Here is a 21406-nt window from a genome sequence, read left to right as displayed (position 1 = left end):
AGATGATATGATATTGCAGCTATAAAATTCAGTAAAACCAAACCAGAGGTACATAAGGACACGACTCGTTATGGGACGTGTCCTTTTTCTGGCTGTTGGCCTTATATGTATTTCAATGGTTCAGTCCTCACGCAGCTTTACTGCGGTGGCGGCCTGACGGCGTCTGGAGTCGTCCAGGGCAGCGTAATGCTTCTTGGTGGTGTTGACGTCCTTGTGACCCAAAACATCGGCTACAAGGTAAATATCCCCTGTTTCCTGGTACAGGGCGGTACCGTAGGTACTGCGGAGCTTGTGAGGGGTGATTTTCTTGGTGGTGGTAACCTGGCGGGCGTATTTCTTGACCAGGTTTTCGACGGCCTGGACGCCAATCCGTTTGCGCTGGGTAGAGTAGAAGAGAGCGTGCTCGTGGCCTTCTACAGGGACGATATTTTTGCGCACTTCCAGGTAGTTTTTCAGGGCTTTTTCTACTTCAGGGCCGAAATATACAACCATTTCATTTCCGCCTTTTCGGGTAACCTTGATTCCGTTATTTTTGAAATCTACATCCTCAATGTCAAGACCGACACATTCCGAAACACGAACACCTGTTCCCAGCAGGAGAGTGACGAGAGCGAGGTCGCGGTCCTTGGTTTTCTCGTAGTAGACCTTTTTCTGTCCGGTAAGGTCATCGCCGCCGTGTTCGATATAATCAAGAAGCAGGGCAACTTCATCGGCTTCCAGGCGGATGATGCTTTTCTGGTGGATTTTCGGAACGTCTACCAGGACCGTTGGATTGGTATGGATCATTTCCCGTTTGAAATAATAGGCATAAAAGCTTCTTAAGGAAGACATTTTGCGTTTCAGGCCGCGTTCGCCGTTGGTTTCAGTTTTGTCGCCAGTCTGGTAGACTTTCAGGTATTCTTCATATTCCTCAAGATCAATGGCTGTGATCTGATCCAGAATATCTACGGTAAAAGCATCCATAGACCAGTCCTTGAAGGCTGGATTTTGCTCCAGGAGAAACTGGAAGAAAATCCGGATGTCATAAGCATAGGAAATTCTGGTTTTGGTTGTGGTACGTGGCTCAATGGCACGAAAGAAATCCCTGCAAAATGGAGGCAAGGTTTTCAGAACGTCACGAAGCCGCAAGGTATTTTCAACGTCAGTTTGTTCGTGGTAAGTGACTTTTTTATCCATGAGAATTTCTCCTTTATAAAGTTCGTTGTTTATAGAATGTGATGATAAATGTATAGCTGCGTTTCAACTAAGACAACGGGCAATGATATGTAAGGTAATAAAGTACATGGCAATGAGAAATAAAATTCTAAAAAGCAACGGGTAAACAATAAAATAATTAGCAAAAAATGCAATTAAAAACAAAGCCCCAAAATACAGTCTAGATGGCCATTAAACGGCCAAATAGCCGTTTATCCAGAGAAGTGGCTTCTTTCCAGGCCTATCTATATGAAAAACTCGGGTTTGTCGTATAGATTGAGATGAGGAACATAACGCCGGATCAGCCGCTTCTTCCTGCCTTTCCGGCGTTTTTTATGAATTTCCAGCATATTTTATGTGCATTAATAAATTAGATTTTTATTTCATAATAATTGATGATTTTATCAGCTGCTTCAATTCTAATTCTACCGTATTTGTAATTTGTACAATCAATGATGCAGCCATGCTCACAGAATGGATTCGTCCAGCATCACCGTAAATGGTCCGTCGTTTTCCAGGGAAACCTTCATGTCTGCGCCAAACACGCCGTGCTGAACAACTGGAACAACCTTGGCAGCTTCCTTTAACATATACTCATAAAGCTCATTCGCCTGATCCGGTGCGCCGGCTTCTATAAAGCTTGGCCGGTTTCCCTTTTTGCAGTTTGCATACAAGGTAAACTGTGAAACCATCAAAAGCTCCCCATTTACATCTGCCAGGGAAAGGTTCGTCTTGCCGTTGGCATCTTCAAAGATCCGAAGCCCCAGCATTTTCTTCAGGTATTTGTCTGCGATTTCTCTGGTGTCATTCTGACCAACGCCAACCAGTACAAGGAATCCTTTGCCGATGCTTCCAACGGTTTCCCCGTCTACCTTAACATCGGCATGATTGACGCGCTGTATTAAAAGTCTCATATGATTACTGTCCGTCCTTTTTGATGTTTTTTTTCTGTTTGTACTCTTCTATTAATTGTCTGACTTTTGCATAAATAATCAGTGAATATTTCTTAATAAATGTCCAGATGGTAATAAGAATTTTCTGGATGGTTTTCAGCAATGTAAGGGTAAATTCCAGCATTGCGGTACGCCTTGGAGTCTGGGCGTGCTTAGGCTCTTCCTCCGGGAAAAGAACCGGCTCGTGGGTCTCAGGGTCCAGGCAGTCAATGTTCACGTAAGTCTGCTCCTGATCTGGAACCTTCTTGTAAACCAGGCTAAAATGAACCAGCTTATCCAGCGCTGCATAGAGAACTGCAAACACCGGAACACCGATGATCATGCCAGGAATTCCGAAAATACCGCCTCCGATCAGGATGGCAACGATAACAAGGAAACTGGACAATCCGGTAGACTCTCCCAGAATCTTCGGTCCAAGGATATTGCCGTCAAACTGCTGAAGGGCCAGAATAAAGATCGCAAAATAAACAGCTTGCAGCGGATCCACCAGCAAAATCAGGAAGATACTTGGAATCGCTCCCAGATAAGGTCCGAAAAACGGAATTACGTTGGTTACGCCAATGATCACACTGATCAGAAGGATGTATGGCATGCTAAGAAGGTTCATGCCAATATAGCACAGCACGCCGATGATGGCGGAATCCAGTATTTTTCCAATGAAAAAGCCGATAAAGGTCTTATTGGTAAAGCGCATGGAACGGATGATAAAATTCGCGTGCTGCGGAGAAAATACTGCATATGTGAGCATTTTCGCCTTGGCGATAAAGCCTTCCTTGTCTGCCATCAGATAAAGGGAAACGATGGCTCCGATCAGGAAGTTCTTCAGGAAATTGATCAGGTCAAAAACACCGGCAGAAATATTCTTCAGCATCTCCTGCATCTGAGGAAGAATATTCTGTGTCAGGTAATTCTGGGCATTTAAAGTGTACTGATCCAGGGTATCAAGTGCCTGACTGTTCAGATTCCATTTCTCCAAAACACTCTGAAGCCATTTCTGGCTGGCTTTCATATAGGTTGGAAAGCTGTAGATCAGGTTCATAACGCTTCGGATCAACTCTGGCAGAACCATCATAATCAAGGCATAAATCAGTGCCAAGAAAAGGAACATGCACAAAAGGACACAGGCCCAGCGGATCGCTTTGCGTCCATTCTTTCCTACTGTGACCTCTTTCTTCTGAAGAATGGGATAAATGATTGTCTTCTCCAGAAAATTAAGAAGAGGTGTGAGAAGAAATGCGATCACAACTCCATAAACAATAGGTGTAAGGATTCCAAGAAAGGTCTGGATTCCTGTGATCAGGGTCTTCATATGGAAAACACCGTAATAAAAAAGCATACTGGCTGCAATTACAAGGAAGGCAGTCACTCCCCAGCGAACATGCTGATTGTCCCAGCGTAATTTCATCTTATTCGATCATCCTCCTGCAACATAATTGCTGAAAATATATGGCTTCGTTTACCATAACAGCGGTTCCTTTCATTATATCATATTATCGCCGAACTGTCTTATTAAAAAAGTATAAAATAATAAAGAGGCTCACCTCTCTCCTGCCTTCAGGAAAAAGGTGAGCCTGACGCCGTTTATTTCATTACTGAAAAAGAATTATTTCTTCAGGTCATCGAAAATATGTATGGTATTGATGATCGCCTGCGCAGCACCCTCAATGCCAAGCACTCCGCTGTCAACGCAAAGGCTGTAGCCTGCAGCTGCGCCCCATTTCTTATTGGTGTAGTAATTGTAATAGCTTGCACGGCTCTTATCCGTCTTGGTGATCATATCCTTGGCTTCCTTCGGAGTTTTATTGTATTTTCCTGCAATACGATTGATTCTCCAGTCCAGATCCGCATGGACGAACACACTGAAGCAGTCCTTGTTATCTGCAAGTGCATAGTCCGCACAGCGGCCGACCATAACGCACGGTCCCTCTGCAGCCAGCTTCTTGATGGCCTCAAACTGTGCCAGGAAAACCTTATGGTTCATAGGCATGTCTGTAAATCCCGCAGAAGAATATCCAAAAGAATAGGTATCCATTACAAGAGAATACAAAAAGCTGTTGGTAGGCTTCTCATCGTGATTCTCGAATAATTCCTTGCAGATACCGCTGTCATTTGCTGCATGCTCCAGAAGCTCCTTGTCGTAGCACTTGATTCCGAAATATCTGGCTACTTCCTGGCCAATCTGTCTTCCGGCACTTCCGTATTCACGTCCGATGGTAATAATTGAACTTGTAGTATTGTTCATAGCTGCCACTCCCTTCTGCAATTCCTTTGTCACTGTCAACTTCGTGCGCAGCAACGTTTTTTCTGTAAATGGCGTTTCACAGAAATATTGTAAGACTATTATACACTACATCTGGGTAAAATGACAACTATTTTCTTAATTTTTCTAACAAATTAAGAAAATATTCTGGCAAAGGTGCAGAAAATTCCATATACTCTCCGGTCCGGGGATGTACAAACCCAAGGACCATGGCATGAAGGGTCTGTCCCTGGAGATGGTAGGGATTTTTGCCGGAGCCGTAGATTTCATCGCCCAGAAGGGGATGCCCAAGGCTGGTCATATGTACACGGATCTGGTGGGTGCGGCCTGTCTCAAGACGGCACTCTATATAGGTGGCGTTCCCGAAACGTTCCAGAACCTTATAATGGGTGACGGCATCCTTGCCGTTTTTGTAGTTGATGGCCATTTTCTTGCGGTCAACAGGGTGACGGCCGATTGGCCCCTCTACGGTTCCCTCATCCTCCTTCAGATTGCCGGAAACAATAGCCCGGTATCGGCGCTTGATGGTATGGTCCTTCAGCTGCTGGGCCAGATCCCGGTGTGCGGTGTCATTTTTGCACACAAGAAGTGCCCCGGTGGTGTCTTTGTCAATGCGGTGGACAATGCCGGGACGCATTACTCCGTTGATTCCGGAAAGATTTCCCTGGCAGTGGTACATAATGGCATTTACCAGGGTTCCGCTGGTGTGTCCGTTTGCAGGATGCACCACCATTCCCTTGGGTTTGTTGACCACCAGTACGTCATCATCCTCATACAGAATATCAAGAGGAATGTTTTCCGGAAGGATGTCCGGCTCGCTTAAATCCGGCACAGTGGTCTGCACCAGATCCCCGGCCTGCAGTTTGTAATTTGCTTTTACAATCTTCCCATTGACGGTTACGCCCTGGTCCTTCAGAAGCTTCTGAAGATAAGAGCGGGAAAGATCCTCATATTTATCAGAAAGGCAGCGGTCTATGCGAACCCCTGCCTCCTCATCTGCTGCGGTGAACTCTAACAGTTCCATATTATTTCAAAACTCCTCTCCGGCATGGAAGCGGTCAAAGGAAGCTTCCTGCCTGGTGTTCACGGTTTCAGAAAATCAAAGTCATCCTCTTCCTTATAGCGGAAAAAGATGAGAAATACCAGGGCAATAATGCCGCAGGTAACGTAAATATCAGCTACATTAAAGGTGGGAAAATCAATCAGGGAAAAATAGATGAAATCCACCACATATCCGCGGAAAACACGGTCAATAAAATTCCCCATAGCCCCGGAAAATACAACTGCTGCAGTAAAAAGCAGGGGCCCGTAATAGGCGGTAGCCGGAGCCTTTACAAAAAGGTAGATAATGGCTGCAAAAAATACAAGACAGATCAGCACCAGAAACAAAAGCCTGCCCTGAAGAAGCCCGAATGCCATGCCCCGGTTCTCAAGGTACCGCAGCACCAGAACGCGGTCAATCAGGGTAACGCCTGCGTTGTCCTTCAGGCCACGGATTGCAAGAAGCTTTGTAATCTGGTCAAAAAGCACCAGAAACAGGATCAGCAGGAAGCCTTTTAGCCTGGGAGCCTTTAATGGCCTGGTTTGTCTGTCCTGGGACAGTGTCTGCTCTTTCATAGGGCATTACCTGCAGATCGCATGGATTCCCACAAGAAGCTCTTCATCTGTAACTGTTTTGTCAATGAAGCTCTTTCCAAGACCGTCCATGAGAATGAATTTGATCTGTCCCTGTTCCATTTTTTTGTCCTTTTTGGTAGCGGCAAGGATATCCTGTGGGGAAAGTCCCTCCACATATAAAGGCAGATTGTAAATCTCTAGTGCATGGCATACCTGCTGGTATTCCTCCTGGGTAAGCAGTCCCCGCTCTTTGGAAATGGCAGCTGCGGCAACCAGGCCGATTCCCACGCACTGTCCGTGAAGCAGCTGGAAATTCATCAGCTTTTCTACAGCATGTCCGATGGTGTGGCCAAGATTGAGAAGGGCACGCTCGCCCTGTTCCTTAGGGTCACGCTCTACAACGCCAGCCTTGATGGCACAGCATCTGCGGATCATTACAGCTAGCATTCCAGGATCCATTGTGCGTATTACCTCGTAATTGGCGCATACGAAGTCGAAAAACTCTTTGTCGCAAATCAGTCCGGTCTTTAAGATTTCGCCCAGTCCGCAGCCAAATTCGCGCTCTGGAAGGGACTGAAGGGTGGCCATGTTCATATAAACCAGACGGGGCTGGTGGAAGGCACCTACCATATTCTTGAACTGTCTGAAATCTACGCCGGTTTTGCCGCCTACACTGCTGTCTACCTGCGCAAGAAGGGTGGTTGGAATCTGGATAAAATCAATTCCCCGAAGATAGGTCGCGGCCCCAAATCCGGAAAGATCCCCTGTTACGCCGCCGCCAAGAGCAACCACAAGGCTCTTGCGGTCAAGTCCGTTCTCAATCAGGCACTGGTACAGGTCTTCCACTGTGTCCAGGTTCTTATGTGCTTCACCAGCCGGGAACACGAACTGGCAGACATGATCGGTTATTTTCAGAAGCTCTGCCTTCACCTGCTCTGCATAAAGGGGAGCAACGGTGGAATCAGAGACGATGCACATTTTTTTGCCTGCAAGCCCCTCTTCTTTCAATGCACCGGAAAGAGCTTGAAAGTCGTTTTCAAAATAAATGGGGTAACAGAAATCCCCGTCGCGTTTCACCAGTAATTTTTCTTCTGCCATAGTAATCGTCCTCTCTTCAGATATATTTGCGAAGCCGCACGCCCAGCCTGCCCTTCTTGGTCTGTCTGGAAACGCCGTCGTAGATAAAGCGCCCCTTTCCGCGGACGGAAATAATGTCTCCCTCCTTAGGCTCATAGCCATTGGACGTGATCAGCTTGCCGTTTACAAACACAAGACCGCTTTCAATAAAGGAAACCATACTGCTTCTGGACGTCTGAAAAGCCAGTCCGATTAGGGAATCCAGGCGAACGGAAGCACAGGTGCCGCTGATAGCTTCAAACTGCGGTTCTGGAATTTCCTCTGCCTGCTCTACCCTGGTAACAAGCACAGTGGTGTGCCGCACGCGGACCAGATTGTCTATAAAAAAATCTGACATTTTGTGAAGGCAGAAAACCCAGGCTTCTTTATCCTTAATGAGAATGTCTCCAACCACACTGCGGTCAACGCCCAGGTTCAGAATCGCGCCCAGGTAGTCCCGGTGTCCCAGCTCTTCGGAAAAACGAAGGGCTTTCGGGATGATCTTAAGGCAGTCGATGGGATATTCCCAGGAAAAGCCTACAGTACCTGGATAAAAGGCCGCCATCTGCCGCTCGGCATGGTTGTAGCCGCCAAAAAGCTTCACACTTACGCCCATCTGCCGGAGCTTCAGGGTGGCAAGCATATTTTGTTCATTTAAGTTAAGAAAATCCGTAAAGGTGACAATATCTCTCTGATAAGAGAGATTTGCCAGCTCCCGGATTCTCTTAAGTAAAAAATCGTCCTTATCCATAAAAATTAATAACCAGCTCTTACGGACGGTGTAGATCCGCCAAGAATATTCTGAAGGTCACCTGTAATGTCAACAGAAGACGGTCCAAGTACGAAAATATAGCTGGAAATCTTCTGAAGAGATCCATTTAAGGAATAGCATGCGCCGGATGCGAAGTCAATGATACGCTGTGCCAGCTCTACATCAATGCCTTCCAGGTTCAAAATTACAGTTGCATTGTCAAGGAGTGTGTCTGCAATCTCGCGGGTGTCTTCCATGGAAGCTGGCTTGATCACGCAAACCTCCATAGAGGAAGCCTGGTTGGCGCGGCGGCTGCTTCTCATTGGAGTGATCTTGGAAGATGCGGCAGGACGCTGTTTCTCAGCCGGCTGTTTCACAGGAGCCTTGGCTGCTGTTGGCTTCGGAGCGGCAGCAGTATGTATCGGCTCTTCCTTGAAGGTCTCTTCCTCATCTGCGAAGTCATCCTCTTTCTTGCGGCCGAATTTCTCGAAGAATTTCTTCTTAGGCTTGTCATCCATAGGATCATCATCGAAGAAATCGCCCTCTTCGTCATCATCCATTAAATCTTCATCCAAATAACCATCTTCATCATAGTCATCATCATTCAGCTTAATAGTATCCAGTAATTTATCAAAAACGCTCATTTTCAATCTCCAATCTTAGTCTTCTTACACTGTGGCGTAATTACGCTCACCAAAAATTCCAGTACCTACGCGTACCATAGTCGAGCCTTCCTGGACAGCAACCTGATAATCTCCGGTCATACCCATACTCAGAACACTCATAGTAACATTATTAATGTTTTTGGCACTAATGTCAACACTTAATTTTTTTAATGTACGAAAAACTTCGCGATTTTCCTCTGGATTTTCTACAAAAGGCGCAATTGTCATAAGTCCTTTGACCTGAATGTGAGAAAAACTGCTGATCTGCTCCAGAAGCGGAAGCACTTCTTCTACTTTAAGACCAAATTTGGTATCCTCTTCTGCTACGTTTACTTCCAGAAGAATCGGCATCACCAGCTCCTTCTTGGCAGCCTCCTGCTCAATGGTCTGTGCAAGACGCAGGGAATCCACGGAATGGATCATGGCAACCTTGTCAATGATGTATTTCACCTTGTTGCGCTGGAGATGGCCGATCATGTGCCACTGGATATCAGAGGGCAGCTGATCGTATTTGTCCATGATCTCCTGGACTTTATTTTCCCCGAAAACACGGGCTCCGGCATCATAAGCTTCCTGAAGCATGGATACGGGTTTGGTCTTGCTTACGGCAACAAGTGTGATCTCACTGGGAGCACGCCCCACAGCAGCACAGGCTTTTTCAATATTTGCATTTACCTGCTGTAAATTTTCAGCTAACATTTTTATAAGCCTCCTTAAAAATGGTATATCAATCAATAGAAATAGAAAAATCTTATTCCTTCACCTGGGAAGAATCCCTGGCAATGCGGTCATATCTGGAAAGGCCGTAGGAAGTGGAACTGGAAATGATGGCATATTCCTCATTCTGATCCAGAATCTCAACCCAACGGAAAACAGGGTAGCCCTGATTAATGCAGTATACGCCTTCCAGGGATATGGTCTCGCTGACAATGAAGCGCTGGTTGGAATTATTCTTTACCAGTGCATCTCCTTCCTTGAATGCGCTTTTATCTACATAATAATCGCAGATTTCCTTTTTACCCGAGGAATCATAGCCGGTGACCAGCTTTCCGTAAATTCCAGCTTTGATGAAGGTTTTGACTGTGTTTCCGTCGGAATCCTTGGAAACCTTGTTAAAGCCGATGACGCCGTTGGCATCTGTGGTGGAATACTCGGAAGAGATCACGTAAAAATCCCGGTAAGTGTTAGCGGAAAGGGGAATCTTAAGCCCGGTTACCGTGTTGGTAACAAGCTCAATATCCAGGAAACGCTCTGATGCGTACCGGATCAGGCCGCGGCTGAAATCAATCTTGCCGTATTTGGCCTCGTCTATTTTGACAATGGAAAAATCACCGCTCTGGGTCATGCCATCCTTGAGAAATTTCACACGGATGGTGGTGCGTCCCTGCAGCTTGGCAGCCTGCTTATCGCTGAGCGGAATGATCAGGCTCCACAGCTCACTGGTGATATTGGTATAAATATTATCTCCCGTCTGTATCTGGGCATCCGTTTTCAGATCTGTTTCATGGTACGAGGTTTGGTCAAAATCCTCTGCTGTGAGGGTATCAACCGTTTTATTCTCATAGCCGTCCATGGAATACAGGATAATTCCGTCCTCCTGGGCCTTGCATACGTTTTGTCCCCCAATGGAAACTACCTGGGAACTGGCATTCCCGTCTGTGGAGATTCCCTCGTACTGAAGAATGCTGCCCTCCAGCTGGTTCTTGAAACTGTAGGTATTGTTAAACTTGCTTCCGGAAAAGCTTTTGGAAAAGCTGAGCATGGAGCTGCGGATTTTCGCCAGGTCTTCCGAGCTAAGTGCCGCGGAAGTCTCGGAGGTCTTGCCGGAGCTTAAGCCGTAGACCGCTCCGCCGGCATTGATCTTGCTGCCTTCTCTTGCGTAATAATTCACATAACCGGATGACTCTGCCTTAAATACACTCTCCTCCCGAATGGAAAGGCCGGTATAGGTTTCATTCCGGGAAAGGGGTCCTGTGGTTACCTGATAGGACTCTATATGTGTGGAGGTGATCAAAAGGACTGCTGTAAATACCATATAAATCAGCAAAACACCAAAAGCAATGGTGGCGATGTTGAGTCCGAATATTTTCTTCAACTGTACAAGAAGCCCGGCCATATGCCCCGGTTTGTTCGTTTTCTTTTCGGACAAGCAGATTCCCCCTTTGTTTTTGATCATGTCGCCTGCCGGCAACATATCTGTTTTGTAATCGTTCAATTCGTGCCAAACAATTGTACCATTTTTTGCCTTTGAACACAAGGAAAACAAGAAGAAAAGTCTGTGAACAAAAAAGAGGAAAACGAACATATTTTCAGAATATCTGTTTGCTTAATAAAGAAAAATATGATATGATAGAAAAAAGTTGAATGAATTTCGGAGGAAAACTCTTATGACATATGGTAAAATCAGTAAAAAACAGCAGGAAATCCTGGATTATATAAAAAGTGAAATCTTGAACCGCGGCTTCCCACCGGCAGTCCGTGAAATCTGTGAGGCCGTAAATCTGAAATCCACCTCTTCTGTTCACGCGCACTTAGAAGCCCTTGAGAAGAACGGCTACATCCGCCGCGATGCCACCAAGCCGAGAGCCATTGAGATTATTGACGACAATTTTAATCTGGTCCGCCGTGAAGTGGTGAACGTTCCCCTGGTAGGAACGGTAGCTGCCGGACAGCCTATTCTTGCCGTGGAGAACGTAGAAGGCTATTTCCCGATCCCATCAGAGTTCATGCCTAATGAGCAGAGCTTCATGCTTAAGGTTAAGGGTGACAGCATGATCAATGCCGGAATCTTCGACGGCGACCAGGTGCTTGTGAAGCAGCAGCCTACGGCTGATAATGGAGATATTGTAGTTGCCATGGTAGAGGATTCCGCCACAGTGAAGACCTTCTATAAAGAAAAAGGCTACTACCGTCTTCAGCCGGAGAATGACGCCATGGATCCGATCATCGTCACAGGCGAAGTAAAGATTCTGGGGAAAGTATTCGGTGTGATGCGCTTTTATCAGTAAGTTTTAAAGTGCGCCCCATACTCATTTCCGTAAAGTATGATGCAAATCCTGCAGAAAGCCGTTCGTAGTATGCAGGGACTCTTAATCTCTTATATTTTGAAAGGTACCAAAATATAAGAGATTAATTTTTTAAGTGCTTTATTTACATAATATTATTATTGACAACTTATAGAACGATATATGTCAGGATGCGTAGAATTGTCAGCCGATGAATCAGAAGTGAAAGAGCTTATGTCTGAAAGAATGCAGGATTTGTGAGTAAAATAAAAGCCGCATGAGCATCTTCTGTCTCTTAGGTTTGAGACGAGTTTGCCCATACGGCTTTTATCATACATTATTTCTCCAGAAATTCATCCATTTCCAGCACTTTTCCATCTCTCCAGATTCTCTCCAGATCATAGAAAAGCCGGTTCTCTTCATCAAATACATGCACGATCACATCGCCGTAATCCATGAGAATCCAGCTGGAATTGCGGTTTCCCTCGATCTGCTTTGCTTCAAATCCAGCACGTCCAAGCTGTTCCTCAACATTGTCTACGATCGCCTGAACCTGGTTGGAGTTGGTACCGCTTGCGATTACAAAGTAATCTGCAATTACGGAAACAGTATGAATATCGATTACCTTGATATCCTGTCCTTTTTTATCATCAATTGCCTTGCAGGCAATCTGTGCCATCATTTTCTCTGTGCTTACTGTACTCATGTTCTGCTCCTTTCGGTATAGTAGTAACAGTACAGCGGTTTCTGCTATGCGGCAGAAACTTTCATTTCGCTGTCAGCTATTGGTAACATTGCTGCGTTTATTATGTAATTCTTTATAATAAATATAAGCTTCTCTGGAAGTTGGCTCGATATCCTCAGCTGAATCCTCTTCCAGATATTCCAGCGTATCTTTAAGAATCTCATACATACACTCATCCAGATCCTGGAATGCGATTTTACGGATTTCAGGCAAACGGCTTGCCTTATAGCGCATAGGCTCAATGTAATCCGCAATATAAATAATCTTTTCCAGAAGACTCATATCACATCTGCCTGTAGTATGGTAATTAATGGCAGAAAGAATCTCCTGATTGTCAATTCCGTATTTTTCATGAGCAATATATGCCCCTAATCTTGCATGGAGAAGAAAAGGATGCCCCAGTTCAAAATCAGACACCGGGATATTATGCTCACTGCACATTTTCAGTTTCTTTTTATTTGGGATGCATTTGGCACAGTCATGAAGAAGACCGGCAACCTGTGCATCCTTCACATCATATCCGTGTACCATAGCCAGGCAGGCACTGGTGTACATGACTCCCATGGTATGCTGAAAACGATCTTCATCCAGATACTTGGAAAGCTTTTTTTCTATTTTCGCAAAATCATAATCTGCCATGGTCAGACTTCCTTCTTTCTGTAGATTCCATTTTCCTTCATGTAAGAGATCACAAGATCCGGAACGTAGTATTTCAGACTTTTATCTTTGGCTATCCACTGGCGTATCAGGTGACTGGATACATCAATGTTCATAGTATCCAGAATAACAAAATGTCCATGATACTTCTCTGAGAGATACTGGATCCTCTCGCGAAGCTGCTCCCTGGAAGCGTGATCACGCACAGCAACTACAAGAGTGCAGGCTGCACAGATACGTTCGGGCTCACGCCACTCTTCAAAGGCAAATAAAGAATCGGCTCCGATGATAAAATAATAATCCGTATCGGGATTTGATTCCTTTAATTCCTCCAGAGTGCGGTAGGTATAAGTGTAACCGGTCTCGTTCATTTCCGCAAGAGACAGTTCAAAGTGAGGATTATCTGAAATGGCAAGGCGGACCATATCTACACGCTGCTCATCAGCTGCTCTGCCAATTCGGTTCTTCTTGTGCGGAGGATTTCCGGCTGGCATAAACAATACCTTATCCAGCTTCAGCTGCTCATAGCTTTGCTCGCCAAGTATCAGATGTCCCATATGGATGGGATCAAAGGTTCCGCCCATAATCCCGATTTTTCTGTGATTATTTTGGCAGTTCAATTTTCTTCTTCTCTTTTTTACCTTCACGGTATAATACGATCTTTTTGCCGATTACCTGTACAACCTGGGAATGAGTGCGCTCTGCAAGAACCTGTGCCATTTCCTTCGGATCCTCCAGACAGTTCTGCAGCACGCTGATCTTGATCAGCTCTCTGGCTGCAAGAGCTTCGTCAACAGCTTTTGTATTTTCCGGTGTAAGACCGCCCTTGCCAAGCTGGATGATGGCATCCATTTTCATGGCAAGACCTTTTAAATATGCTCTCTGCTTGCTTGTCATAATTTATCTCCTGAACTGCAGCCGATTATACATCACAGGCTGCAAAATACATAAAATCAATGGTTTATTTGTAATAATCAAATTCAAATCCATACATGCGGACGGTATCGCCTTCCTGAATTCCGGCTGCTTCCAGTTCCTCCAGAATGCCGCCCTCTTTGAGGAAGCGCTGGAAGAAGGCAAAGCCCTTCTCAGAATCCAGATTGGTGTAGCCCAGCATTTTCTCAATGCGGGGTCCTTCCACAACAAATACGGAGGGATCCTCCTCATCGATCTCCACGGTAAATGGAAGGGTCTCATTGATCAGTGCATCCTCCGGGAAGAATTCCTGCTCAAATACGATAGCCTTCTTCGGACAGCTATCCAAAAGTTCCTTAATGTGGAAAAGGAGCTCACGCACACCTTGTCCGGTAACTGCGGAAATGGGATATACCTTGATTCCCTTAGGCTCAAATTCCCTGCGCAGTTTATCAACAGGATTCTCCTGTCCATCGTCAAAAATACAGTCCACTTTGTTGGCTGCAATTACCTGAGGACGCTTTGCAATCTCCGGATTGTACTCCTCAAGCTCTTTGTTGATCTTGTAAATATCATCGATAGGATCACGGCCCTCTGTGGAAGCTGCGTCTACAATGTGTACCAAAACTCTGGTACGCTCGATGTGGCGAAGGAATTCGTGGCCAAGGCCTACGCCCTCAGAAGCTCCCTCAATCAGACCTGGGATATCTGCGATGATGAATCCGCCATTCTCAGTATCCACAACTCCAAGATTCGGGCTAAGAGTTGTAAAGTGATAGTTGGCAATCTTTGGCTTTGCATTTGTGACACGGGAAAGAAAGGTGGATTTACCTACATTAGGAAAACCTACCAGTCCAACGTCAGCGATCACCTTAAGCTCCAGAAGAACTTCAAGCTCCTGGAAAGGCTGACCTGGCTGTGCATATTTGGGAACCTGCATAGTTGGAGTTGCATAGTGCTGGTTTCCCTTGCCGCCGCGTCCGCCGCGCAGAACGACCTGACGACGATTGTCGCCGGACATATCTGCAATAACCTTGCGGGAAGCTGCGTCCATGATTACGGTGCCTTCCGGTACCTTTAATATAATATCAGCTCCATCGGCTCCGTGGCAGCGCTTTTTGCCGCCCTCCTGGCCGTCTTCTGCCTTATATTTTCTCTTATGACGGTAGTCTCCGAGGGTATTCTGTCCCTCGTCTACCTCAAAAATTACGTCTCCGCCCTTACCGCCGTCGCCGCCATCCGGACCGCCGTCAGGTACATATTTTTCCCTGCGGAAGCTTACATGGCCGTCGCCGCCTTTACCGGAACGGATTATAATGGTAGCTCTGTCTGCGAACATAAATCTCCTTTATAAGAAAAGGCTCCAAACCTTTATAGATTTGAAGCCTCTTGCTCTACTGATTACTCTGCCTCTACTGGTACGATAGAAACCTGTTTCTTATCGCGGCCTTTTCTGGTGAATCTTACAACACCATCGGTCAGTGCAAATAAGGTATAGTCTTTTCCACATCCTACGTTCTCACCTGCATGGATCTTAGTTCCGCGCTGTCTGTAAAGGATGTTGCCGGCTTTAACAAACTGTCCGTCTGCTCTCTTCGCACCTAATCTCTTGGACTCGGAATCACGACCGTTCTTTGTAGAACCAACTCCCTTTTTATGTGCGAATAACTGAAGGTTCATCTTCATCATTGTTGTTACACCTCCTTGACTCTTACTGTCAAATATCGATTGTTATAACTATGCTCAATTTCTGTTAATCCGAGAATAAGGGAATCCATAAGAAGCTTCCCGCGCTCAGTATTAGGATTTGTTTTAAAATGGATGGATACGTATCCGTCATCCTCTCCAACCTCAATCTTCTCTTCTGTGAATGCATCAAGTGAATTCACAGTTGTGATGATCAAAGCAGATACAGCGGCACATACAATATCCTGTCCCTCTTCGGCATAGCCTGCATGTCCTCTGGACAGAAAATCCAGATAAGAGCCATTTCTCTTCTTAACTGTAATATTGATCATAACAGCACCAGATTAAGCGTTGATCTTTTCGATTTTAACTTTGGTGTACTGCTGTCTGTGACCGTTTTTCTTGTGATATCCAGTTTTTCTCTTGTACTTGTAAACGATGACTTTCTTAGCCTTTCCGTTCTCAACTACAGAAGCGGTAACACTGGCATCCTTAACGTCTTCTCCAACTTTTAATCCCTCATTGCTAACTGCAATTACGTTATCAAAAGTAACGGTTTCACCAGCTTCAACTCCGAGCTTCTCAACTCTGATTACGTCGCCTTCAGCAACTTTGTACTGTTTACCACCTGTTGCAATAATTGCGTACATTTGTGGCACCTCCTATAGACTTTACTCGCCAAATATGGTGGCCTTATGGCTCTTAAACCTCTTTGTGCGGCATACTTGATTATAATAACAGGGTGATCCCTGTTCGTCAAGTGGTTTTTTAAAATATTTTGTAAAATTTTGAAATTTTATTTGGCATCTGCTATTGTGCTACCTGATCTTATCTGTCTGATCTCTTCAATCACAGGCCGTCTGACTTTTTTCCTGGTCATCTCCAGAATATGCAGCGGCGTAATATCTACCGCTTTGCATTTCACCGGATCTTTTCGCAGGTATTTCTGAAGCACGTGGAACAGCTCGTCGTTGTGATCCGGATTTGCCATATTGATAAAGTCGATGAGAATGATCCCGGATAAATTGCGCAGGCGAAGCTGCCTTGCAATTTCCTTTGCCGCTTCCAGATTGATCTTGCGGTAGGTCTCCTCTGCCTTTTTCTTTCCGGTAAATTTACCACTGTTTACGTCTATGGAAACGAAGGCTTCGGTCTGCTGGATCACAATAAATCCGCCGCTGTTCAGCCAGATTTTTTCTTTTTGGACTTCCTCCAGGGCATTTTCCAGACGGGAAAGCTTATATAATGGAAGGAGCTTGTCCTGGTAAAAACGGGCCTTGCTCTCTTCTCCCGGGCTTGTTTCCTTCAGATAGGAAGTGATCTGCTCATAAATGTGAGGATCGTCTGTCACAATGTCGGTCAGGTTTTCACTGTAAATATCCCGAAGGGTGGTGAGATAAACCGGTTCCGTCTCATAAAGGACGCTGAAGCAGGTGCGGCTTCTGCCGTTTACCGCAACTTTTTCATAGAGGTTCTTCAGATAGGAAAGCTCCTGCAAGACTTCGCTTTTTTCTGCCTGTGCGGCGTTGGTGCGGACGATAAGGCCATATTCTTTGTCAGGACGCGCTGCTTCCTCTTCCAGCCAGGAAGAAAGGGTGTGACGTTCCGTGCCGGAAAGCTTGCCGGAAAGGCCGAATTTCTTTTTCCCTGTTGTGAGGACCAGATATTTGCCTGTGAAATTTAAGTTGGCGGTAAGGGCTGGAAGCTTGCCTTTCATGGCATCCCGGCTTACCTGGACAAGGATCTGATCTCCCGGGCGAAGGGGGCTTCCAAGGGCTTTTCCAGAGGCATAGATCACATGCTCCGCTTCCTGAATGGGAAAATAACCGCGCACGCCAGGGGCAATCAGTACAAATGCGGCCTGGATGTTTGCAGCAATGTTTTCCACCTGTCCCACATAAATATTTCCAAGAATGGACTGGCGGGAGGCAGCTTCCAGACGAAGCTCCATGATCTGGTTTTCTTCCTCGATTGCACTGGCATGGCACTGATTGCCGTCAAGTTCCATGGTTGTTATGATTAGTTTACTCAATTGGTTCACCTGGTTGTTTATTTAATTTCTTCCCCTAATGATTCAAGGGAAACAAAGTTGTGCTTCTTCTCGTCTCCCAGATCTGCGTACACTTCCAGACGGTGGATCATGCATGCAAATTCCGGAAGCTCCCATCCAAGCCATTTGGCAAAGGCGGCAATAACGGCATCCGGTTTGGTGTAGTTGGCGCTTGCAGATGCAAGGCTTAAGAAAATGCGGTCATTTTCCTGCAAAGCCATTTTATAGATGAAAGGACGGATATCTACCTCTTTTTCCCCTTTTTTGGTCTCTTTTGTGACCAGAATCTCAGGTTGCTTCATAAATTCCTCAATTTTGTTCTGCCAGCCTTCTTCTGGTGCTTTGCCCTCACGGAATTCTACCAGATAATCCGCGGCGGCAACAAGGGACATGGCTTTGCTTGCTTTTCCATCCTCCACCTGGCGGGCGCTTAAAACTTTAACGCCCTGGACCATCTGCGCGTCAAGGCGCTGGCAGATCTCATCAGTGGGAAGAGTTTCTGTAAGCTCCATGTCAAAGTACTCTCCTGTGCTGGTAACGCCAACTCCAAGAGGAGCTGCAAAGGACATGATCATATGGGGGCTGTATCCGCCGGAAAAAGCGATGGGCAGTTCGGCTCTTCGAACCGCTTTCTGGAAGTAGCGCATGGTATCCAGATGGCCTACAAATTTCATAGGGCCTTCTTTTGTAAATTTAATTCTTACCTTCATAGCATACGCCTCCTTTATAACGTCTTGCTCCGCAGCCTGCACATTTCTGGCGGCAGTTTGGAGTTACCACCTCGCCTTTGGCCTGTTTCCATTCCCGGATCAGGAATTCCTTGGTTACGCCTGCATCAATGAAATCCCATGGCAGGATCTCGTCTGTGCTTCTCTCACGAAGAGTGTAGAATTCAATGTCAATGCCAGTCTCTGCAAAAGCTTCCTTCCAGATATCGTAGCGGAAGCTTTCAGACCAGGCATCATAAAGGGCGCCTTTTTCATAGGCCTTTAAAATGACCTCAGAAGCACGGCGGTCACCTCTTGCAAGGAAGCCTTCCAGTGTAGTAACATCCGGCTCATGCCAGTTGTACTTGATGCTCTTCTGGTTCAGCTGGGCACGAATCTCTTCTTTAACAACCTTTGCCTTGTCAATGAAATCCTGCTCTGTGTACATTGGTGCCCACTGGAATGGGGTAAATGGCTTAGGTACAAAGAAAGAAGTGCTGACCACGATCTGTACTTTTCCGTGGCGCTTTTCCTTGGGAACAGTATCGTAGTATTCCTCTGCAATGCGCTCAGCCAGATGAGCGATTCCTTTCATGTCTTCTTCCGTTTCCGTCGGGAGACCAAGCATGAAATAAAGCTTCACACGATTCCAGCCGCCTACGAAGGCTTCTTTTGCACCGTGGAGAATAACCTCTTCTGTAAGGCCTTTGTTGATTACATCACGAAGCCTCTGGGAACCGGCTTCCGGAGCAAATGTAAGACTGCTCTTCTTAATATCCTGCACCTTGCTCATTACATCCAGGGCAAAGGCATCGATACGAAGGGATGGCAGGGAAATGTTTACGCCTGCGGATTTAAACTCGTCAATCAGGAAGTTTACCAGCTCTTCCAGATGGGTGTAATCGCTGGAGCTTAAGGAGCTGAGGGAAATTTCCTCATGGCCCGAATTCTTCAGCATGGCTCTGGCGGACTCTTTCAGCTCTTCAACATCACGCTCGCGCAGCGGTCTGTAAATCATACCTGCCTGGCAGAAACGGCAGCCACGGATGCAGCCGCGCTGAATCTCAAGTGTTACACGGTCCTGTGTTGCTTTGATAAATGGTACAACCGGTTTTTCAATTGGACAGTAGCCTTTATCCATGTCTACGATCAGCTGCTTCTGTACTTTTTCAGGAACTCCCGGGCGATTTGGTGTAAAGGAAGCAATGGTGCCGTCTTCCTTATAAGTGACATCATAAAATGCCGGAACATAAATTCCCGGGATCTGTGCTGCTTTCAGAAGGAAGTCTTCTCTGCTGCCTCCTGCTTCCTTATTGGCCTTATATGCATCAAAAAGTGCATCATAGACGGTTTCACCTTCACCAATATAAAACAGGTCGAAAAAGGCAGCCAGAGGTTCCGGATTGTACGCACATGCACCGCCGCCGATTACGATTGGACATGATTGGTCACGGTCAGCTGCTTTTAGCGGAATCTGGGAAAGATCCAGAGTCTGAAGCACGTTGGTGTAGCACATTTCATAGCCAAGGGTGATGCACAGGAAATCAAAATCCTTAATGGGATCCTGAGATTCCAATGCAAATAATGGGATATTTTTTTCTCTCATAAGCTTGTCAAGATCAAGCCACGGAGAGTATACACGCTCGCACCATACGTCCGGGCGCTTGTTGAACATGTTGTAGAGGAGCATCATACCCAGGTTGGACATACCGATTTCGTAGACATCCGGAAAACAAAACGCCACACGGACATCTATCCCGTCTAAATTTTTCATTACAGAGTTGACTTCCCCGCCGATATAACGGGCTGCTTTGTCAACACTGAGCAATATTTCGTCACTAAGTGCTAATTTTCTCATTCTTTTCCTTTCACAATTTATCACTATTTGCCAAATACAGAACTTCTTCTGTTTAGATTTGGATAGTGACTTTTTTTCTGAATAAGTGGGAAAAATAATGCTCATTTTTGAACCTATTTTTACCCCGAAAACGGCATTTGGTCACTGCGGTACCGGCTGTGGTATATGCCGTTAATTATCCTATTATAATACAGGTCATTTCAGAAATTCAAGAGAAATTGTGTGCTTTTGTGGAAATGGTGAAAATTGTCTGCTGTCCCTCCTTTTTTTACAAGATTCTTTTTTCAATATTAATATGTCATATTTTTTTGTTTCTGTCAAAAAATGTTGAGGTACTTGTTTCTTTGTGGTTATCTGCTTTCCTGGAAAACCCTTTCTTAAATAACCATTCTTAAAAATATTACATACTAAATGTGTAAGTATTCTATAAATATATTTCTTTGTATGGACATCCACCTTACAGGATTAATATGTCATTTTTTTAGAATTTTGTCAAAAATTTTCATAAAAGATCGGATTCTGAGCGAAAATCGGACAATATATAACTGAAATATAGTTAAATGCTTAGCCAATGATGGCAGAAAGGAAAAAAGAATGAGAAAAGAATCAAAAGAAATGGCTGTTACAGCCGCAACAATGAAAAAAGAGATTGTCAACACTGAGCAATATTTCGTCACTAAGTGCTAATTTTCTCATTCTTTTCCTTTCGCAATTTATCACTATTTACCAAATACAGAACTTTTTCTGTTTAGATTTGGATAGTGCCTTTTTTTCTGAATAAGTGGGAAAAATAATGCTCATGTTTGAACCTATTTTTACCCCGAAAACGGCATTTGGTCACTGCGGTACCGGCTGTGGTATATGCCGTTAATTATCCTATTATAATACAGGTCATTTCAGAAATTCAAGAGAAATCGTGTGCTTTTGTGGAAACCCAAACAATTACATATTATACAATATGTTGTAAATATCATATTTCAATTTCACAATATATAGGATTTCAAAGTTTTCGTTTTACAATATGTGTTGTATGGTGTTGACTGTTATGTTTAATTCTTCATGCTTACCAGGGCAGATAAGTGCCTGCATCATTATCATAATAATACCATCCATTTCCTTTTCCAACTGGTTCACCAGCTCCTTCCGCCTGTTGGTAAGGGATATAAGACCCGGTCTCCACAGTTTTGCAGTAACATAATGTTCGCTTATTGCTTGAAAGCCTTTTGT

General features: G+C 45.2%; 24 protein-coding genes. 1 reads left to right on the top strand and 23 read right to left on the bottom strand.

Features of this window, described 5'->3' with window-relative positions; all coding sequences use genetic code 11:
* Positions 1-120: 120 nt before the first annotated feature.
* The 11 genes from DWZ38_RS14170 to DWZ38_RS14120 all read right to left on the bottom strand — a co-directional run bounded on the left by DWZ38_RS14170 (position 121) and on the right by DWZ38_RS14120 (position 10771).
* Positions 121-1176 carry a tyrosine-type recombinase/integrase gene (locus DWZ38_RS14170; protein WP_117853600.1) on the bottom strand — a complete coding sequence of 352 codons (1056 nt, stop codon included), beginning with the start codon at positions 1174-1176 and terminating at the stop codon, positions 121-123.
* A 485-nt stretch (positions 1177-1661) separates the two neighbouring features.
* Entirely contained in the window at positions 1662-2108 is a 447-nt protein-coding gene (dtd, locus tag DWZ38_RS14165; RefSeq protein ID WP_021926515.1) for a D-aminoacyl-tRNA deacylase, read from the bottom strand.
* Between the two features lie 4 nt (positions 2109-2112).
* The gene (locus DWZ38_RS14160) at positions 2113-3552 is read right to left on the bottom strand and encodes an AI-2E family transporter (protein WP_021926516.1); all 1440 of its coding nucleotides are present in this window, start codon (positions 3550-3552) and stop codon (positions 2113-2115) included.
* A gap of 198 nt (positions 3553-3750) precedes the next feature.
* On the bottom strand, positions 3751-4410 hold the full coding sequence (locus tag DWZ38_RS14155; RefSeq protein ID WP_347519897.1) for a cytidylate kinase-like family protein: 660 nt from the start codon (positions 4408-4410) through the stop codon (positions 3751-3753).
* 106 nt (positions 4411-4516) lie between these two features.
* A complete protein-coding gene (locus tag DWZ38_RS14150) occupies positions 4517-5431 on the bottom strand; it encodes an RluA family pseudouridine synthase (protein WP_021926518.1) in 915 nt (304 codons plus the stop codon).
* Between the two features lie 59 nt (positions 5432-5490).
* Positions 5491-6024 (bottom strand): signal peptidase II, encoded by a 534-nt coding sequence (gene lspA / locus DWZ38_RS14145; protein ID WP_117853597.1) that lies wholly within the window; start codon positions 6022-6024, stop codon positions 5491-5493.
* A 6-nt stretch (positions 6025-6030) separates the two neighbouring features.
* Positions 6031-7122, bottom strand: a complete 1092-nt coding sequence (gene aroB / locus DWZ38_RS14140; protein WP_117853594.1) for a 3-dehydroquinate synthase — start codon at positions 7120-7122, stop codon at positions 6031-6033.
* A 16-nt stretch (positions 7123-7138) separates the two neighbouring features.
* The gene (locus tag DWZ38_RS14135) at positions 7139-7891 is read right to left on the bottom strand and encodes a YlmH/Sll1252 family protein (RefSeq protein WP_117853592.1); all 753 of its coding nucleotides are present in this window, start codon (positions 7889-7891) and stop codon (positions 7139-7141) included.
* A gap of 5 nt (positions 7892-7896) precedes the next feature.
* Positions 7897-8535 (bottom strand): cell division protein SepF, encoded by a 639-nt coding sequence (locus DWZ38_RS14130; RefSeq protein WP_021926522.1) that lies wholly within the window; start codon positions 8533-8535, stop codon positions 7897-7899.
* A 24-nt stretch (positions 8536-8559) separates the two neighbouring features.
* A complete protein-coding gene (locus tag DWZ38_RS14125) occupies positions 8560-9255 on the bottom strand; it encodes a YggS family pyridoxal phosphate-dependent enzyme (RefSeq protein WP_117853589.1) in 696 nt (231 codons plus the stop codon).
* A gap of 52 nt (positions 9256-9307) precedes the next feature.
* Positions 9308-10771, bottom strand: a complete 1464-nt coding sequence (locus DWZ38_RS14120; protein ID WP_243000272.1) for an HlyD family efflux transporter periplasmic adaptor subunit — start codon at positions 10769-10771, stop codon at positions 9308-9310.
* A gap of 172 nt (positions 10772-10943) precedes the next feature.
* Between DWZ38_RS14120 and lexA the strand changes: the two genes are divergently transcribed.
* Positions 10944-11564 carry a transcriptional repressor LexA gene (lexA, locus tag DWZ38_RS14115; protein WP_021926525.1) on the top strand — a complete coding sequence of 207 codons (621 nt, stop codon included), beginning with the start codon at positions 10944-10946 and terminating at the stop codon, positions 11562-11564.
* 334 nt (positions 11565-11898) lie between these two features.
* On the opposite strand, the gene rsfS is transcribed toward lexA, so the two are convergent.
* From rsfS to DWZ38_RS22490, 12 genes are all read right to left on the bottom strand, one after another.
* Positions 11899-12267 carry a ribosome silencing factor gene (rsfS, locus tag DWZ38_RS14110; RefSeq protein ID WP_021926526.1) on the bottom strand — a complete coding sequence of 123 codons (369 nt, stop codon included), beginning with the start codon at positions 12265-12267 and terminating at the stop codon, positions 11899-11901.
* A gap of 72 nt (positions 12268-12339) precedes the next feature.
* On the bottom strand, positions 12340-12945 hold the full coding sequence (gene yqeK, locus DWZ38_RS14105) for a bis(5'-nucleosyl)-tetraphosphatase (symmetrical) YqeK (RefSeq protein ID WP_021926527.1): 606 nt from the start codon (positions 12943-12945) through the stop codon (positions 12340-12342).
* A 2-nt stretch (positions 12946-12947) separates the two neighbouring features.
* Positions 12948-13583, bottom strand: coding sequence for a nicotinate-nucleotide adenylyltransferase (gene nadD, locus DWZ38_RS14100; RefSeq protein ID WP_330385744.1), 636 nt, complete (start codon positions 13581-13583; stop codon positions 12948-12950).
* Complete coding sequence (yhbY, locus tag DWZ38_RS14095) at positions 13567-13860, bottom strand: ribosome assembly RNA-binding protein YhbY (RefSeq protein ID WP_021926529.1); 294 nt, start codon at positions 13858-13860, stop codon at positions 13567-13569. The genes nadD and yhbY overlap by 17 nt, the downstream gene beginning before the upstream one ends.
* Positions 13861-13924: 64 nt before the next feature.
* Positions 13925-15217 (bottom strand): GTPase ObgE, encoded by a 1293-nt coding sequence (obgE, locus tag DWZ38_RS14090; RefSeq protein ID WP_117853587.1) that lies wholly within the window; start codon positions 15215-15217, stop codon positions 13925-13927.
* Positions 15218-15279: 62 nt separating this feature from the next.
* The gene (gene rpmA / locus DWZ38_RS14085) at positions 15280-15567 is read right to left on the bottom strand and encodes a 50S ribosomal protein L27 (RefSeq protein WP_015542711.1); all 288 of its coding nucleotides are present in this window, start codon (positions 15565-15567) and stop codon (positions 15280-15282) included.
* Positions 15568-15572: 5 nt separating this feature from the next.
* Complete coding sequence (locus tag DWZ38_RS14080) at positions 15573-15896, bottom strand: ribosomal-processing cysteine protease Prp (protein WP_117853584.1); 324 nt, start codon at positions 15894-15896, stop codon at positions 15573-15575.
* A 12-nt stretch (positions 15897-15908) separates the two neighbouring features.
* A complete protein-coding gene (gene rplU, locus DWZ38_RS14075) occupies positions 15909-16214 on the bottom strand; it encodes a 50S ribosomal protein L21 (protein ID WP_117853582.1) in 306 nt (101 codons plus the stop codon).
* 146 nt (positions 16215-16360) lie between these two features.
* A complete protein-coding gene (locus tag DWZ38_RS14070; protein ID WP_243000271.1) occupies positions 16361-17596 on the bottom strand; it encodes a ribonuclease E/G in 1236 nt (411 codons plus the stop codon).
* A gap of 17 nt (positions 17597-17613) precedes the next feature.
* Positions 17614-18324: a TIGR03936 family radical SAM-associated protein gene (locus DWZ38_RS14065; protein ID WP_021924985.1), complete on the bottom strand. Its 711-nt coding sequence runs from the start codon at positions 18322-18324 to the stop codon at positions 17614-17616.
* Positions 18308-20179: a TIGR03960 family B12-binding radical SAM protein gene (locus DWZ38_RS14060; RefSeq protein ID WP_117853578.1), complete on the bottom strand. Its 1872-nt coding sequence runs from the start codon at positions 20177-20179 to the stop codon at positions 18308-18310. The genes DWZ38_RS14065 and DWZ38_RS14060 overlap by 17 nt, the downstream gene beginning before the upstream one ends.
* A gap of 1014 nt (positions 20180-21193) precedes the next feature.
* Positions 21194-21406, bottom strand: a 213-nt coding sequence (locus tag DWZ38_RS22490; RefSeq protein ID WP_207661325.1) for a hypothetical protein, incomplete at its 5' end; no start/stop codon positions are given.

Source organism: Ruminococcus sp. AF31-8BH (assembly GCF_003460605.1).
GTDB lineage: Bacteria > Bacillota > Clostridia > Lachnospirales > Lachnospiraceae > Blautia_A > Blautia_A acetigignens.
The sequence above is the reverse complement of the archived record's forward strand: the minus strand, read 5'-3'. Positions and strand labels throughout refer to the sequence as shown.